The following is a 15081-nucleotide window of genomic DNA, read 5'->3' as shown; positions in this document are numbered from 1 at the left end:
GACAGCGAGCGGCAGCCAAGGCGATAGGTTATTTCAATCCATATTGACTCTGGGCTCAATAGCTATTGATATATTACTCAATAGTGAACCAAGGCAGCCGGGAGGGAACGCCATGACCGCTATCGCATCCGCCATTCAAGATACGACCGAAGCCGCAAGTTTGCCCCTCGATCAGATCGACGTGAGCAGACCCGAACTCTTTGAGCGCAACGTAGAGGGCGACTATTTCCGCCGCCTGCGCCGCGAAGACCCGGTGCATTACTGCACCGACAGCGCCTATGGCCCCTATTGGTCGATCACGAAATACAAGGACATCATGACGGTGGATACGAACCACCAGGTATTCTCCTCGGAAGCCGGGCTCGGCGGCATCATCATCGAAGACGGTATCCAGAAAAGCAGCGCCGAAGGCGCGATCGATCTGCCGAACTTCATTGCCATGGACCCGCCGAAGCACGACGAACAGCGAAAGGCCGTCAGCCCCATCGTCGCGCCTTCCAATCTCGCCAAGCTCGAAGGGACGATCCGCGAACGAGTCGGCCGCGTCCTTGACGGCCTGCCGGTTGGCGAAGAGTTCGACTGGGTCGACACGGTATCGATCGAACTGACGACACAGATGCTCGCAACGCTCTTCGACTTCCCCTTCGAGGATCGCCGCAAGCTCACCCGCTGGTCCGATGTCGCTACCGCAGAGCCGGGCAGCGGCATCGTCGATAGCTGGGAACAGCGCACAAGCGAAATCATGGAATGCGCAGAATGCTTTCAGGGGCTCTGGAACGAGCGTCTCGAAAATCCGGGCATGGACCTCGTTTCCATGCTGGCGCATTCGCCCGCGACCCACGACATGACTCCCCAGAATTATCTGGGCAACGTGCTTCTGCTGATCGTCGGCGGCAACGACACGACGCGAAATTCAATGACCGGCGGTGTCCTTGCCTTGCACGAAAACCCTGCGGAGTTTGAAAAACTGAAAGCCAATCCCCGGCTTATCGACAGCATGGTGCCGGAAATCATCCGGTGGCAGACGCCGCTTGCGCATATGCGCCGCACGGCGCTGACCGATGCCGTTGTCGGCGGCAAGACTATCCGCAAGGGCGACAAGGTGGTGATGTGGTACGTCTCCGGCAATCGCGATGAAGACGCGATTACCCGGCCCGACGATTTCATCATCGACCGCGAACGTCCGCGCCAGCACCTCTCCTTTGGCTTTGGTGTTCACCGCTGCGTCGGCAACAGGCTGGCGGAGATGCAGTTGAAGATTCTCTGGGAGGAAATCCTGAAGCGCTTCAGCCGTATCGAGGTCATGGCGGAACCTGCGCGCGTTCGTTCCAATTTCGTGCGCGGCTATGCCCGAATGCCCGTGCGGCTACACGCCTGAGACGGAGGACCGGTATGACCCTGATCAAATACATCGACGCAAACGGAACCGAATATGCGGTGGAAGCCGATCCTGGCATCTCCGCCATGGAAGCCGCAGTAAAGAACGGCGTTCCCGGCATTGATGGCGATTGCGGCGGTGCCGCCGCATGCGCGACCTGCCACGTCTATGTCGACCCTGAATGGATCGGCAGGACAGGACCGGCGGCAGAAGGACTGGAGCAGAGCATGCTGGAATTTGCCGAAGACGTGACCGGGCAAAGCCGCCTCGCCTGCCAGATCGTGATCGCCGACAACCTCGACGGGCTGATTCTGAAGCTGCCGGAGAAGCAGCACTGACGGCATCGGGAGACGCCGGACAGGGAAGAGGGAGGTTCGAAAGAACCTCCCTTTTTATTTCGGCACTGCGCAGTTTTACGGCGAAAACCGCCGAAAATGCGTATTGCGGCTACGAACCCCGTATTGACATCACCCCCCTGGAGCGGCGCTAATAAACACAAGAACAAGACTGAAAAATCTGTGGGAGAGAGAAATGAGCACTGCAACGCTTGATGCCAGCCCCGCCCTGTCCGTTCCCCTCGACAAGATTGATGTAAGCAACCCGGACCTTTTTGTAAGCGACACGGTAGGCGAGTACTTTGCGAGATTGCGCAAGGAAGACCCCGTGCACTACTGCGCGGAAAGCGCCTATGGCTCTTATTGGTCGATCACCAAATACAACGACATCATGGCGGTCGACACCAATCACCAGGTGTTTTCGTCGGAAGCAGGCGTCGGCGGCATCATCATCGACGACAATAACGTGCGCAGCGAAGGTCTGCCTCTGCGCAGCTTCATCACCATGGACCCGCCGGACCACGATGCCCAGCGCAAGACGGTCAGTCCCATCGTCGCGCCGAGCAATCTCATGGTGCTGGAAAAGACGATCCGCGAGCGGATGCAGAACATTCTCGACCGTCTGCCGGTCGGCGAGGAATTCGACTGGGTGGATAACGTGTCCATCGAACTCACGACGCAAATGCTCGCGACGCTGTTCGATTTCCCCTTTGAAGAGCGCCGCAAGCTGACGCGATGGTCCGACGTCACAACCGCCGAACCGGGCAGCGGCATCATCGATAGCTGGGAGCAGCGCACGAAGGAACTTCAGAAATGCGCTGCGAGCTTCATGACCTTGTGGAACCAGCGCGTGAACGCGAAGAAACCGGGCAATGACCTTATCTCGATGCTCGCCCATTCGCCCGCGACACGGAACATGCCGCCGGAAGAATTCCTCGGGAATATTCTGCTGCTGATTGTCGGCGGCAACGACACCACGCGCAACTCGATGACGGGCAGTGTGCTGGCGCTCAACCGCTTTCCGAAGGAATTCGAAAAGCTGAAAGCCAATCACGCACTCATCGATACGATGGTGCCGGAAGTGATCCGCTGGCAGACGCCGCTCGCCCATATGCGCCGCACGGCGATGGAAGACCACGAGATCGGCGGCAAGACGATCAAGAAAGGCGACAAGGTGGTGATGTGGTACCTGTCCGGCAATCGTGACGAAGACGCGATCGAACGGCCGGAAGAACTCATCATCGACCGCGCCCGTCCGCGCCAGCATCTCTCCTTCGGCTTCGGCGTTCATCGCTGCGTCGGCAACCGGCTGGCTGAAATGCAGTTGAGGATTCTCTGGGAGGAAATACTCGCGCGCTTCTCCCATATCGAAGTGCTGAAGGAGCCGGAACGCGTCCGCTCCAACTTCGTGCGCGGTTACGCCTATATGCCGGTAAAGCTGCACGCCTGACGCGAGACAGTCACGAACAGCAAAGAACAGCAAAAAGGGGGCCGGAGCCTCCCTTTTTCATTCCGCTGTCGCGGCGTTTTTTCGTTCCCTGCGGGGCTTTATGTTCCCTGCGGGGCTGGCGGCGCACCAACCGGACCATTCCCTCCCGAAACCGGGACCGAGGAGGTCGGACCTTCGGCGGGCTTTTCCGGTTCGCCGCGATCGCGGACCGGCGGTTCGCCCTTGAGAAGGTTCTGGATCTCGTCGCCCGAAAGCGTTTCGTATTCCAGCAAGCCCTTGGCGATGATGTGCAATTCGTCGATGTGATCGGCGAGAATCTTCTTTGCCGTATCGTAGCCTTCATCGACGATGCGCCGCACTTCCGAGTCGATCGTGCGTTGCGTCTCTTCCGACATGTTCTGGGTCCGCGCGACAGAATGGCCGAGAAAGACTTCTTCCTCGTTCTCGCCATAGGCGAGCGGCCCGAGCTTGTCGCTCATGCCCCAGCGCGTAACCATCGCCTTCGCCATCTTGGTCGCCATCGCGATATCGGATGACGCGCCCGACGTTACCTTGTCGTGCCCGAAGATGACTTCCTCGGCGATACGCCCGCCCATCGCAACCGCAAGGTCGGCCTGGAGCTTGCCGCGCGTCACCGAAATCTGGTCGCGTTCCGGCAGGCGCATCACCATGCCGAGCGCACGTCCGCGCGGAATGATCGTCGCCTTGTGGATCGGATCAGAGGCCGGCATGTGAAGAGCAACCAGCGCATGACCACCTTCATGATAGGCCGTGAGCTTCTTTTCTTCTTCCGTCATGACCATGGAGCGGCGTTCCGCGCCCATCATGACCTTGTCTTTCGCATCCTCGAACTCGGCCATGGTGACGAGGCGCTTGCCGCGGCGAGCCGCCATGAGCGCAGCCTCGTTGACGAGGTTGGCCAGATCGGCGCCCGAGAAGCCCGGCGTACCGCGCGCGATCGTGCGCGGCTCGACATCCGGCGCCAGCGGCACCTTTTTCATGTGGACCTTGAGGATCTTTTCGCGGCCGATGACATCCGGGTTCGGCACCACGACCTGGCGGTCGAAGCGGCCCGGGCGCAGCAGCGCGGGGTCGAGCACGTCCGGCCGGTTGGTCGCCGCAATGAGGATGATGCCCTCGTTCGGCTCGAAACCGTCCATCTCGACAAGCAACTGGTTCAGCGTCTGCTCGCGTTCGTCATTCCCGCCGCCCAGACCGGCGCCGCGATGACGGCCCACCGCATCGATTTCGTCGATGAAGATGATGCAGGGCGCGTTCTTCTTCGCCTGCTCGAACATGTCGCGCACACGGCTCGCGCCGACGCCGACGAACATCTCGACGAAATCCGAACCGGAAATCGTGAAGAAGGGAACATTGGCCTCGCCTGCGATGGCGCGCGCGAGAAGCGTCTTGCCCGTGCCGGGAGGACCGACGAGCAGCACGCCCTTCGGAATGCGGCCGCCAAGGCGCTGAAACTTCGCCGGGTCGCGGAGGAAGTCGACGATCTCGGTGAGGTCGTCCTTCGCCTCGTCAATGCCCGCAACGTCGTCGAACATCACGCGGCCATGCCGTTCGGTCAGCAGCTTCGCCTTGGACTTGCCGAAGCCCATGGCCTTGCCGCCACCGCCCTGCATCTGGCGCATGAAGAAAATCCAGACCGCGATAAGCAGCAGCATCGGGAACCAGGAAACAAGAACACCGAGCAACGAGGGTACGTTGTCATCTGTCGGCTTGGCGGTGATCGTGACGCCCTTGTTGTAGAGACGGTCGACCAGCGAGGGATCCTGCGGCGCGAAAGTCGAGAACTTGCGACCGTCAGAATAGGTGCCGCTGATCTTCTCGCCTTGAATGGTGACTTCGCTCACGCTGCCGGAGTCGACGTCCGCCAGCAGGCGCGAGAAAGTGATCTCGGTGCCGGAGGCATTCTGCGGCGAGGGGTTCTGGAAGAGATTGAACAGCGCCACCAGAAGCAGCGCGCCAAGAACCCAGACAGCGAAATTCTTGAAATTGGACAAGAGCTTTTACCTTTTTACCTGACGACAGGCGCTACTTTGCAGGGTGCGTGCCAGATGCACCGCCGCTTCTCGAGTGTTTCTAATCTAAGAGAAGATAGTGACCATAGAAAGGTTTACCAAGTACCAGCACCCGTTTGTTTGCCTCACATTCGGGCATTTCTCGCCGGTTTGCCGAGCTATGGGGGGAGTGTGCGGCCGAGCGCCACATGGGCCTCGACGTCGGGGCGCAGCGTCCCCAATTGGGGCGCGGCAAGCAATTTATCGTGCTGCCAGAAGCCCGGCAGGGCCTGAAGAACGGCGCTCGGCACCGCTGGAAGGGCCATTTTCGCTGCGCGAAGAGCGGCAAGACCCTGCGCACCCAGCGCGCGCACCTCGACGCACTGGCCGCGTGGCGCCTTCACAAACGATACATGGAACCTTTCGTCCCAAAGCCCCTGCCCGCCCTGTTTGAGCGAAAGAGACGGTGATTTCAGCGCCGCCGCCACCTCCCGGGTCACAACAAGGGTCTCTCCCTTCAGCGCCAGCTTGACGCCGCCAAGCGTCCGCCCCCGGCCAAGCTCCCGCTTGCCGATTGCGGCATGGACGGCTTCAAGCGCGGCCAGACGCGGCGCATAGTGCCCGCCCCCGACAATAGACATGAGGGCTGCAAGCGCCCGCAGCCCGATTTCCGGCGGTGCGGCGGCAAAAGGTTCCACCCTCATCTCTACAAAGCCGAAGGGTGAGAGCGCGGCATGCGCAGAGAGGAGCGCCCCTGTCTGCCTTTCCAGCGCTTCGCGGGCCCGCCCCATCCGGGCGGCCGTGCGGGCAAGCTGCCCGGCATCAAGCCCGAGCGGCGCGAGAACGGAAAGAGCGTTGCGCATCTTCACCCTGTCGAAGCGTTCATCCTCGTTGCTCGGGTCCAGGATCGGCGTGAAACCCGCCTTCGCCACTGTTGCCGCCAGTCTGACCTTCGGAAAATCGAGCAGGGGACGCAGGAGACGCACTTCAGGCTTCTCGGCAGAAAGAGGCCGCGATGCCGTCATGCCGGAAAGCCCATCCACGCCGCTCCCCCGCGCAAGCCGGAGAAGAAAGGTCTCCGCCTGATCTTCGAGATGGTGGGCGACCAGAAGATCCGCCACACCCGCTTCGCGGCAAGCAGCGAGAAGCAGCCGGTAACGCGCATCGCGCGCGGCGGCCTGAATACCGCTGGCCGGCTTTCCGCCCTTCCACTTCAAAATACGATGAGGGACACCGAGCTTCGCCGAGAACCGGGCCGCAATTTTCGCCTCGCGAGCAGAAGCCGGACGCAGCCCATGATCGACGGTAAAAGCGTAAAGCGACGTGCTCTTGCGCCGAGCGGCCCAACGCGCCGCAAGAACAAGAAGCGCAAGCGAATCCGGCCCGCCCGACAGGGCGACCGCTACGCCCTTTCCCGGATCAAGGGAGACCATGCAGGCAGCGAACTCCGCCGCCGAAACGGGAGAGGCCGTGACGGGAGAGGCCGTAACAGGGGAAGAAGGGCGCGCGGTTTCATCCTCCGCGTTCATTTCCCCCTCCGACATGAATAATCAGCAACCGGCTTTTTGCCGCTCAAGCTTCGCGCGGGCCACGACCGAAGGCGAAGCCTGCGGGAACTTCGAGCCAAGCTCGCCCCAGACCGTACAGGCCGCATCCTTGTTGTCGAGCGCGGCGAGGCTCATACCGAGCTTGAGCAAGCTGTCCGGCGCCTTGCTGCTCGACGCATAGGTCGTGTAGCCGGTGAGGAAAGCATCGCCCGCGCGCTTGTAGTCGTTCTGCGCGTAGAAGGTTTCGCCAAGCCAGTATTGCGCATTGCCCGCAAGCGCATGCTTGGGATGAAGCTGGAGAAATTCCTCGAAGGCACCACGCGCCTTGTCGTACTGCCCGCGCTTCATGAGATCGATTGCAAAATCATACTGCGTTTCGGGCGTACCGTTCGGCAGCACCGAGGGAGCCGAACCGCCACCGGCCGCCGCCCCGGGGGAACCTGCGGGAGAGGCCGCGCCGAGCGTCCCTTGGGCGGGCGCGGCGGAAGACTGCGCCCCACCCTCTCCGCCCGCAGAAGCACCCGCAGGAGCAGAAGCAGCACCGAGATCGCGGAAACGAAGATCCACATCCTGCCTGAAGGCTTCGAGATTGCGCGCAAGCGTCTCGGCCCGGTGGTTCGCCTCTTCCAGACGGCCATTCAGTGCGCGCACCTGGTCCTCAAGCTCGACGACGCGGGCCTGAAGATTGGCCGCACCGGCCCCGCTCTCCATCACAACCGGCGAGCCGGACGAGCCGCCACCGCTATACGCCTGGCGCTGAAGATCGGAAATCTCGCGCTCGATCCTGTCGATACGATTTGCCATGGCACGCGGGTCCGTATCCTGCGCATGCGCGGTTCCAGCTGCTATGAGCGGCATGCCAACAAGCGCTGCCGCGGCGGCGTGGAGAAAGACGGTTTTCAAAGAACGACGATCGGGCCGCAATCGAACCTCCCGTTCGGGTTTGTGATCAAGACGCTATCTTAAAATCAAACGCGACCAAATTGCGGCATCCAAGATAACCGCATCGGCCGGAATTAGGGACGGCAACAAAAAAGCGCCCTTCCGCGCAGGGCGGAAGAGCGCTTCTTATTCTCTTGCGAACCCGGATTCGCTAAGCGCCGCTTAGCTCGCGGCGCCGGAGGCAACAACCGTCACGGCGCGACGGTTCTGGGCCCAGCAATTCTCATTGGATTCGAGGCAGACCGGACGCTCTTTACCGTAGGACACGGTGTTGAGACGGCCGCCATCGACGCCGAGGCTCACGAGATAATCCTTCGCGGAGTTGGCACGGCGGCCACCCAGCGCAAGGTTGTATTCGCGCGTGCCGCGTTCGTCGGCATGACCTTCAAGCGTGAAGGTCAGGTTCGGGTAAAGCTCCATCCACGCGGCCTGACGCTGCAGGGTCGCACGGGCTTCATCGCTGAGCGAAGAGCGGTCGGTGTCGAAGAAAACGCGGTCGCCGACATTGGCAACGAGGTCTTCCTGCGAGCCCGGCGCGATCGTGCTGGACGACGAGGAGGGAGAGGTGTTCGCACCGGCATTCTCATCGGTCGACGAGCAAGCGGCAAGCATAAGGAAAGCAGCAGCCACGGCGGCAAACCGCAGGCCAGCATTCGGGGACTTCATTCGGGTGATCTCCTTTTGATCTCAGCGGCCATGGCGCCTCAGCGCTCCATTGAATAGACACTCTTGCACGTGCAGCCCCCGCAGTAAAACGGGCCCAGACCCGACTACCGGAGGCAGCATCATGCTAGAGAACCTTTTCGGACCGGCATCGTTCCAGACCGAAATTTACGTCGCCCGCAATTGGCCGACGCTGGGGTTGCTGTACCGCAACACGATACTAGCTAGCAACGGAGTATCAGGCAAGAAGCAACAAATATCATGCGACTTTTCAGCCAAGGTTAAGTGACATTTTTACATCATGAATGAAGCAGTCACGCAACCGGTCCACTCCGAATACTTGTATTCCTTACTGAATCCGCGGTGACCAGGCCGGGTCCGACGCCATGGTCGTAGCCGGCACGGGCCGCTCGTTATAACCGGTCACATCGACCGACCAGAGCCCGGGGCCGCCCTGCGCGCCGCGCGTCTCGCGGAAGAACATCAGCAAGCGGCCATTCGGCGCCCATGTGGGGCCTTCATTGTGATAGCCCTCGGTCAGAATGCGCTCACCCGTCCCGTCCGGCCGCATCACACCGATCACGAACCGGCCGCCCGATATCTTGGTGAAGGCAATGAGATCGCCACGCGGCGACCAGACCGGGGTGGCGTAGCTGCCCTGCCCGAAGCTGATGCGGCGCTGGTTCGAGCCGTTAGCGTCCATGACATAGACCTGCTGGGAGCCGCCGCGGTCCGATTCGAACGTGACTTGCCGCCCGTCGGGCGAATAGCTCGGCGCCGTATCGATGGCGGCGGTATTGGTCAGGCGCGTCACCTGCCGGCTGCGCAGATCCATCGTATAGATGTCGGAATTGCCGCCGCGCTGAAGGCTCATGATGATCTTCTGCCCGTCGGGCGAGAAACGCGGCGCGAAGGTCATGCCCGGGAACTCGCCCACCACTTCCTGCTGGCCGGTTTCGATGTCGAGGACATAGACCCGCGGCCGGGCGTTCCGGTAGGCGAGATAGGTAATCTCCTGCGAGTTCGGGCTGAAGCGCGGCGTGAGAACGAGGTCGTTGCCGTTCGTCAGCATGCGCGGATTGTGCCCGTCCTGGTCCATGATCGCGAGACGTTTCACGCGCGCATTCTTCGGTCCGGTTTCCGAGACATAGACGATGCGGGTGTCGAAATAACCTTCCTCACCGGTCAGCCGCTTGTAGATCGCATCCGAGATGAGATGTGCAACGCGGCGCCAGTTATCCGGTGTCGTGAAGAACTGAAGTCCCGTCATCTGCTGTTCGCCGAGCACGTCCCAGAGACGGAATTCAACGCGAAGCCGTCCATCGGATTCGAGGCGCGTCTGACCGGTCACCAGCGCCTGCCCACTGATCACGCGCCAGTCGCCGAAGCGCGGCTGCACGTTGATGTCGGAAATCTTCTCGATGAAGGAGGCCTTCGGTAGCGGGCGGAAAAGGCCCGAGCGTTCGAGATTGTTGGTGATGACGGATGAGATGTCGGCACCAACCTTCGAATCCTGCTCGGTTCCACCGACAAAATCGGTGATCGCGATGGGAAGCGGCTCGACATTGCCCTGACCGATATCGATCTGCAGTTCGGCCCTTGCGGGCAGCGCAGCAAGAACAAACGCAATCATTGCAGCCAGCGCCATCAATGGCCGCGCCGGCATCAGCGCACGAATAGCGATCATCACATTTCGGAATTCAACCATTTCGGCTTCTCCTGCCTTTCGGGTTCGCTTCGTCCGCTCACATCATTTCAGAGAGAGTGAATGAGAGCCTCATATCCCGCCAGCTTGTAAATTTGTCGGGCGGCAGAAAATCGTAAGGGGCGCATTTCTGAACGGCCTGAATGGCGCGTTCGGCAAAAAGACGCGACAACGATCCGCCACTTGTTTTTGCGATCGACGGAAAGCCAGCAAGCGATCCGTCTTGATTGAGCGAGAAGCTAATCGTCGCCGCAAGCTTGTCTGCGTCCGCACTGCCCGCGAAGTCGCGAATGTTCCAGCAACGCTGAACCTTCTGCCGCACCGCATCGATCTCGCTCATCGTCATTGCCGCCGAAGGATCGTCGGTCACGGGCGACTCGAAATCTTGTGTCGATTCCAGCGCCTCGCTCTTCCGCGCCGTGTCAGGCGTCTTGTCGAGCAGCGCCGCGATCTGGTTCGGGTCGAAGGATTTCTTCTCCGGTTCCTTCTTTGGCGGCGTCGGTTTCTTTTCGACCTTCTTCTCGACCGGCTTCGGCTTCTCTTCTTTCTTCTCGACCTTCTTTTCCGGAATAATCTCGGCCTTCTCCTCCGGCGGCGGAGGCGCGGGCTCCGGTTCCGGTTTCGGTTCTGGCGTCGGCTTCTCGGGCTCTTCCGGCTTCGGCGGTTCCGGCTTCTCGACCGGCTTCGGATTTTCGACCTTTTTCGTACTCATCAGGTTCGTCACCTGATCGATCGTCACGAGTTCGACCGGCAGCGCGCGCGTCTGCACCGAGGGAAGCTCCTCGGGTGAAGGAAACGCCACAAGCGCGAGCGACACGATCACCACATGCGCCGCGGCCGAAAGGAGAACCGGTTTACGCATTCTCGCCGTTTAATTTGCACCCGGCTTCTTCGCCGGCGACGTTTGGGTCTCGGTCACGAGACCAACCTTGGAGAAACCGGCAGCACTCAACCGGCCCATCACATCCATGACCGAGCCATAGTTGATCGAGTTGTCCGCGCGCACGAAAATGCGCTGCTCATAACCGTTCTCCGCAATCGCGGTGAGCTGGGGCACGAGAGCATCCGGCTCGGTCAGCGTTTCCTGCACAAAGATCTCGCCCTTGCCGTTGATCGTGATCGTCAAGGGCTCGGTATCGCCCGAAAGCGGGGCCGCCTCCGTCTTGGGCAGGTCGACCGGCACACCGACGGTGAGAAGCGGGGCCGCCACCATGAAGACGATGAGCAGCACCAGCATCACATCAACGACGGGTGTCACGTTGATTTCGGACATGGGCTGACGCGCATAGCGTCCGCGGCCCTTGCTCTTGTTCCCGACCGACATCGCCATTGATCAGCCCCGCTCGTCGAGCTGGCGCGACAGGATCGCGGAGAACTCGTCGGAGAAACTCTCCATACGTCCGCCGATACGCGAAACCTGATTGGAGAAGCGGTTATAGGCGATGACCGCCGGAATGGCGGCGACAAGGCCGAGCGCCGTCGCAAACAGCGCTTCGGCGATGCCCGGTGCCACGACCGCAAGATTTGTGTCGCGGCTGATCGCGATGGACTGGAACGAGTTCATGATGCCCCAGACCGTGCCGAACAGACCGACGAAGGGTGCAACCGATCCAACTGTCGCCAAAAAGAGAAGGCGGCTTTCAAGCGCCATCATCTCCCGGCTGATCGTGACCTGCATGACCTTGTCGACACGCTCTTTCAGACCGACGAAGGAACTCGTCACGACATCTTGCGAGCGGCGCCATTCACGCATGGCCGCGATGAAGAGAGCGGAAAGCGGATGCTGCGGGCGGTGGCCCATCTCCTGATAGAGGTCGTCCAGCGAGCGGCCCGACCAGAAGATGCGTTCAAACTGGTCGGCGCGGCGCTCGACGCGGGCAAAACGCCACCACTTGTCGAAAATGATCGCCCATGACCAGATCGAGGCGAAGAACAGCCCCAGCATCACGAGTTTGACGATGACGTCGGCGCGCATGAACAGGCCCCAGATGGAAAAATCCAGCGGGACCGCGTCAGCGGCTGTCGTTTCTGTAATCACCTGAGTGGTGGTGACGGGATCCATTCGGTGCCTCTCCGTGCTCTCGGGCTCATTGCAGGGAGCGGCACATGACAGACGCAGCTTACGCAGTCGAGCTGTGCCCGTTGCGCCCTACTGCCGTATGTGTGCCCCCGAATTGCGGCTGAAGTTAGTCGTTCAATTATGTCATTACCGTGGCGTCTGGCGGGATTCGAGTCGCTTGCTCAAGAGGTTAGCAGGCGAATGTTGCGGCCCGGTCACAGAGTGGAGGAAGGCCCGCAGGCTCGGCGACCCGCATCAGGCCCGGCCGATATAAGGGGCCAGCGCCTCCTTCACGGCCGCAGGGAGGCGGCGTGGCCTGCCCTCCTTGTCGAGAACCGCTGCAAAGACCTTCGCCCGCCATAATTCATCCACCGGCTTACTATCCGGCCCGAGACGCCAGATCGACTGCTCGGCCTTGATCCGCGCGCCGCTCGCCCGCACATAGACGGTATGAACCTCCAGCCGGTCGTCGATGCGTGCAGGCTGACGGAAATCCATTTCCATGCGATGAATGGCGAAGGCGACGGGATCCTCGGTATCGAAGAGGTCTGTATGGTGGACCCCGGCGAGCCGCAGGAAGTCGGAGCGCCCCCTTTCGGCAAACCGCAGATAATTCGCGTGGTAGACGATGCCGGAGAAATCCGTGTCCTCATAATAGACGCGGACGGGCAACTTGTGGACCTGTCCCTCGATCCGGCCGGAAATATCGGGCCACTCGCTCATGCCTCGCCCTCTCCCTCCGCACCGAAAAGGCCCGGCTGACCCGCAGGAGAAACCGAGGGGACGGAAAGCCCGATATGAGCGAAAGCCGCCGCCGTCAGCACGCGCCCTCGCGGCGTACGGTTCACCAGCCCCTGCTGGATAAGATAGGGCTCGATGATTTCCTCGATCGCATCGCGTGGCTCGGAAAGCGAGGCGGCAATCGTTTCGACCCCGACAGGCCCGCCAGAAAAACTGACTGCGATACAACGCAAATAACGATGATCGAGCGCGTCGAGCCCCAGTTCATCGACCTCAAGGCGCTGAAGCGCCCGGTCCGCCGCCTTGGCATCGATGCTCGTGACGCCTTCGACCGCTGCAAAGTCCCGCACACGGCGAAGCAGCCTTCCGGCGACACGAGGCGTACCGCGCGCACGGCGCGCGATCTCATGTGCGCCATCGGCAGTCATGGAAATACCGAGAACGCTGGCCCCGCGACGGACGATACTTTCCAGTTCGCCGATCTCGTAGAAATTGAGCCGTACCGGAATGCCGAAGCGGTCGCGCAGCGGCGTTGTCAGAAGGCCCGTCCTCGTTGTCGCGCCGACCAGCGTGAAGGGCGCCAGCTCGATACGCACGGAACGCGCGCCCGGCCCTTCGCCGATGATGAGGTCGAGCTGAAAATCCTCCATCGCCGGATAGAGGATTTCCTCGACCGCAGGCGACAGGCGATGGATTTCATCGATGAAGAGAACATCGCGCGGTTCGAGATTGGTGAGCAGCGCGGCGAGATCGCCTGCCTTGGAAATCACCGGACCGGAAGTCGAACGGAAATTGACGCCCAGTTCGCGCGCAACGATCTGCGCCAGGGTCGTCTTGCCGAGACCGGGCGGTCCCGCGAAGAGAACATGATCGAGCGCCTCGCCGCGCTTGCGCGCGGCCTCGATGAAGACCGCAAGATTTTCACGCGCGCGCGCCTGTCCGGTGAAGTCGGCAAGAAGCTGCGGCCGAAGCGTGCGCTCCAGCTCGTCTTCCTCGCGCTTGGCCGCACCGACAAGCCTTTCCGTCATCGCGCCAGCTCCTTCAGACCCTGCCTGATGAGCTGCTCCGTGCTCGCGGCACCTTCAAGCGTCTTCGCCGCCGCCGACACGGCGCCCGTGGCTTGCGCTTGCGGATAGCCGAGATTCACGAGGGCGGAGACGGCATCGCGCATGGGAGCGGGAGAAACGGGTGCCGCCGCACCATTGACCTGCCCGTCGAGAACGGCGGCAAGCGATGCACCTTCGGGCGCCTTGTCTTTCAACTCGGCTGCGATACGCGCGGCAACTTTCGCCCCAACGCCGGGCGCCGCCGAAATCGCTTTCTTGTCGTCCAGCGCAATGGCACGGGCAAGATCGTCGGGTGCAAGCGTCCCCAGCACACCAAGCGCAACCCTCGTACCCACACCCTGCACACCGAGCAAAAGACGGAACCAGTCGCGCTCGTTATCGGTCTCGAATCCGATCAGGCGGATGGCGTCGTCGCTCACCTTGGTCTCGATGGAGAGTGTTACTGCGCCACCCGGCGCCGCGAGGTTCTGCAACGTACGGCGCGAACAGGTGACGTGATAGCCGACACCGCCAACATCAACGACAACCCAGTCCTCGCCCGTGGAATCAACGATACCTTTGAGCTTGCCGATCATCGGCCCGCCCCGGCCCGCGCAACGGCAGCGGCGAGCCTTTCATTCGCGGCCCCCGAATGCGCATGCGCTATGGCGATGGCAAGCGCATCGGCGGCATGTTCGCTCCCCGCTTTCGAACCAGGCAAAAGCATCTCGACCATGAGCCTTATCTGCGCCTTGTCAGCATGGCCTGCTCCGACGACGGATTTCTTCACATGATTGGGCGCGTATTCGGCAACCGCGAGCCCGGCCCGCGCGGCGACCAGAAGCGCGATGGCACGCGCCTGACCGAGCTTCAAGGCAGCGGATGCATCACGCGCGACGAAGGCCTGCTCGACGGCGGCGGCATCCGGTCCATGTTCATCGACAATACGAACGAGCCCCGCCTCGATCTCGACAAGCCGCTCCGCAATGCCGAGACGCGCATTCGAGGTGATTGTGCCATTCGCGATATGGACGAGTTTCGAGCCCTGGACGGAGATTATGCCCCATCCCGTGGCGGTGAGGCCGGGATCGATGCCGAGATATCTGAACGATGCCGGCATGAGCGGAAAGTCCTTGTGTCCGGGCCAGCCTCGGGCGAGGCCGGAACCGTCCGGTTCATGCCCGCTGCCGGGAAGCCGCTTCG

At 61.5% G+C, this 15081-nt stretch carries 15 protein-coding genes; 3 read left to right on the top strand and 12 right to left on the bottom strand.

The features are described 5' to 3' along the window. Nucleotides 1–112 precede the first annotated feature (112 nt). From ABJO61_RS01800 to ABJO61_RS01790, 3 genes are all read left to right on the top strand, one after another. Complete coding sequence (locus tag ABJO61_RS01800; protein WP_348324894.1) at nt 113–1378, top strand: cytochrome P450; 1266 nt, start codon at nt 113–115, stop codon at nt 1376–1378. Nucleotides 1379–1392: 14 nt separating this feature from the next. Beyond that, nucleotides 1393–1716: a 2Fe-2S iron-sulfur cluster-binding protein gene (locus ABJO61_RS01795; RefSeq protein WP_348324892.1), complete on the top strand. Its 324-nt coding sequence runs from the start codon at nt 1393–1395 to the stop codon at nt 1714–1716. Between the two features lie 193 nt (nt 1717–1909). Continuing rightward, nucleotides 1910–3163, top strand: a complete 1254-nt coding sequence (locus ABJO61_RS01790) for a cytochrome P450 (protein WP_348324890.1) — start codon at nt 1910–1912, stop codon at nt 3161–3163. Nucleotides 3164–3261: 98 nt separating this feature from the next. On the opposite strand, the gene ftsH is transcribed toward ABJO61_RS01790, so the two are convergent. The 12 genes from ftsH to ruvC all read right to left on the bottom strand — a co-directional run bounded on the left by ftsH (nt 3262) and on the right by ruvC (nt 14998). After that, nucleotides 3262–5178 carry an ATP-dependent zinc metalloprotease FtsH gene (ftsH, locus tag ABJO61_RS01785; protein WP_348324888.1) on the bottom strand — a complete coding sequence of 639 codons (1917 nt, stop codon included), beginning with the start codon at nt 5176–5178 and terminating at the stop codon, nt 3262–3264. A gap of 176 nt (nt 5179–5354) precedes the next feature. Beyond that, nucleotides 5355–6704 (bottom strand): tRNA lysidine(34) synthetase TilS, encoded by a 1350-nt coding sequence (tilS, locus tag ABJO61_RS01780; protein WP_348324886.1) that lies wholly within the window; start codon nt 6702–6704, stop codon nt 5355–5357. Nucleotides 6705–6725: 21 nt separating this feature from the next. Next, a complete protein-coding gene (gene ybgF / locus ABJO61_RS01775) occupies nt 6726–7526 on the bottom strand; it encodes a tol-pal system protein YbgF (RefSeq protein ID WP_348330636.1) in 801 nt (266 codons plus the stop codon). Between the two features lie 300 nt (nt 7527–7826). Beyond that, nucleotides 7827–8330, bottom strand: a complete 504-nt coding sequence (pal, locus tag ABJO61_RS01770; RefSeq protein ID WP_348324882.1) for a peptidoglycan-associated lipoprotein Pal — start codon at nt 8328–8330, stop codon at nt 7827–7829. A gap of 346 nt (nt 8331–8676) precedes the next feature. Continuing rightward, nucleotides 8677–9993, bottom strand: a complete 1317-nt coding sequence (gene tolB / locus ABJO61_RS01765) for a Tol-Pal system beta propeller repeat protein TolB (protein WP_348324976.1) — start codon at nt 9991–9993, stop codon at nt 8677–8679. A gap of 79 nt (nt 9994–10072) precedes the next feature. Further along, complete coding sequence (locus ABJO61_RS01760) at nt 10073–10894, bottom strand: hypothetical protein (protein ID WP_348324880.1); 822 nt, start codon at nt 10892–10894, stop codon at nt 10073–10075. Nucleotides 10895–10903: 9 nt separating this feature from the next. After that, the gene (gene tolR / locus ABJO61_RS01755; RefSeq protein WP_348324878.1) at nt 10904–11362 is read right to left on the bottom strand and encodes a protein TolR; all 459 of its coding nucleotides are present in this window, start codon (nt 11360–11362) and stop codon (nt 10904–10906) included. A gap of 3 nt (nt 11363–11365) precedes the next feature. Then, on the bottom strand, nt 11366–12094 hold the full coding sequence (gene tolQ, locus ABJO61_RS01750) for a protein TolQ (RefSeq protein ID WP_348324877.1): 729 nt from the start codon (nt 12092–12094) through the stop codon (nt 11366–11368). 252 nt (nt 12095–12346) lie between these two features. Next, nucleotides 12347–12814, bottom strand: coding sequence for a YbgC/FadM family acyl-CoA thioesterase (locus ABJO61_RS01745; protein ID WP_348324875.1), 468 nt, complete (start codon nt 12812–12814; stop codon nt 12347–12349). Further along, nucleotides 12811–13860: a Holliday junction branch migration DNA helicase RuvB gene (gene ruvB / locus ABJO61_RS01740; RefSeq protein WP_348324873.1), complete on the bottom strand. Its 1050-nt coding sequence runs from the start codon at nt 13858–13860 to the stop codon at nt 12811–12813. The genes ABJO61_RS01745 and ruvB overlap by 4 nt, the downstream gene beginning before the upstream one ends. After that, nucleotides 13857–14474 carry a Holliday junction branch migration protein RuvA gene (gene ruvA / locus ABJO61_RS01735; protein WP_348324871.1) on the bottom strand — a complete coding sequence of 206 codons (618 nt, stop codon included), beginning with the start codon at nt 14472–14474 and terminating at the stop codon, nt 13857–13859. Before ruvA ends, ruvB begins: the two co-directional genes overlap by 4 nt. After that, nucleotides 14471–14998 carry a crossover junction endodeoxyribonuclease RuvC gene (ruvC, locus tag ABJO61_RS01730; protein WP_348324869.1) on the bottom strand — a complete coding sequence of 176 codons (528 nt, stop codon included), beginning with the start codon at nt 14996–14998 and terminating at the stop codon, nt 14471–14473. Before ruvC ends, ruvA begins: the two co-directional genes overlap by 4 nt. Nucleotides 14999–15081 lie beyond the last annotated feature (83 nt).

Source organism: Parvibaculum sp. (assembly GCF_039973015.1).
Lineage (GTDB): Bacteria > Pseudomonadota > Alphaproteobacteria > Parvibaculales > Parvibaculaceae > Parvibaculum.
Note: the sequence above shows the minus strand (reverse complement) of the source record. Positions and strands in the feature narration are given on the sequence as shown.

What these genes read in the sequence shown, in the direction of transcription:
- ABJO61_RS01800 (WP_348324894.1), top strand. Translation starts at nt 113, where the DNA reads ATGACCGCTATCGCATCCGCCATTCAAGATACGACCGAAGCCGCAAGT.
- ABJO61_RS01795 (WP_348324892.1), top strand. Translation starts at nt 1,393, where the DNA reads ATGACCCTGATCAAATACATCGACGCAAACGGAACCGAATATGCGGTG.
- ABJO61_RS01790 (WP_348324890.1), top strand. Translation starts at nt 1,910, where the DNA reads ATGAGCACTGCAACGCTTGATGCCAGCCCCGCCCTGTCCGTTCCCCTC.
- tilS (WP_348324886.1), bottom strand. Translation starts at nt 6,704, where the DNA reads ATGAACGCGGAGGATGAAACCGCGCGCCCTTCTTCCCCTGTTACGGCC.
- ybgF (WP_348330636.1), bottom strand. Translation starts at nt 7,526, where the DNA reads ATGGCAAATCGTATCGACAGGATCGAGCGCGAGATTTCCGATCTTCAG.
- pal (WP_348324882.1), bottom strand. Translation starts at nt 8,330, where the DNA reads ATGAAGTCCCCGAATGCTGGCCTGCGGTTTGCCGCCGTGGCTGCTGCT.
- tolB (WP_348324976.1), bottom strand. Translation starts at nt 9,993, where the DNA reads ATGCCGGCGCGGCCATTGATGGCGCTGGCTGCAATGATTGCGTTTGTT.
- ABJO61_RS01760 (WP_348324880.1), bottom strand. Translation starts at nt 10,894, where the DNA reads ATGCGTAAACCGGTTCTCCTTTCGGCCGCGGCGCATGTGGTGATCGTG.
- tolR (WP_348324878.1), bottom strand. Translation starts at nt 11,362, where the DNA reads ATGGCGATGTCGGTCGGGAACAAGAGCAAGGGCCGCGGACGCTATGCG.
- tolQ (WP_348324877.1), bottom strand. Translation starts at nt 12,094, where the DNA reads ATGGATCCCGTCACCACCACTCAGGTGATTACAGAAACGACAGCCGCT.
- ABJO61_RS01745 (WP_348324875.1), bottom strand. Translation starts at nt 12,814, where the DNA reads ATGAGCGAGTGGCCCGATATTTCCGGCCGGATCGAGGGACAGGTCCAC.
- ruvB (WP_348324873.1), bottom strand. Translation starts at nt 13,860, where the DNA reads ATGACGGAAAGGCTTGTCGGTGCGGCCAAGCGCGAGGAAGACGAGCTG.
- ruvA (WP_348324871.1), bottom strand. Translation starts at nt 14,474, where the DNA reads ATGATCGGCAAGCTCAAAGGTATCGTTGATTCCACGGGCGAGGACTGG.
- ruvC (WP_348324869.1), bottom strand. Translation starts at nt 14,998, where the DNA reads ATGCCGGCATCGTTCAGATATCTCGGCATCGATCCCGGCCTCACCGCC.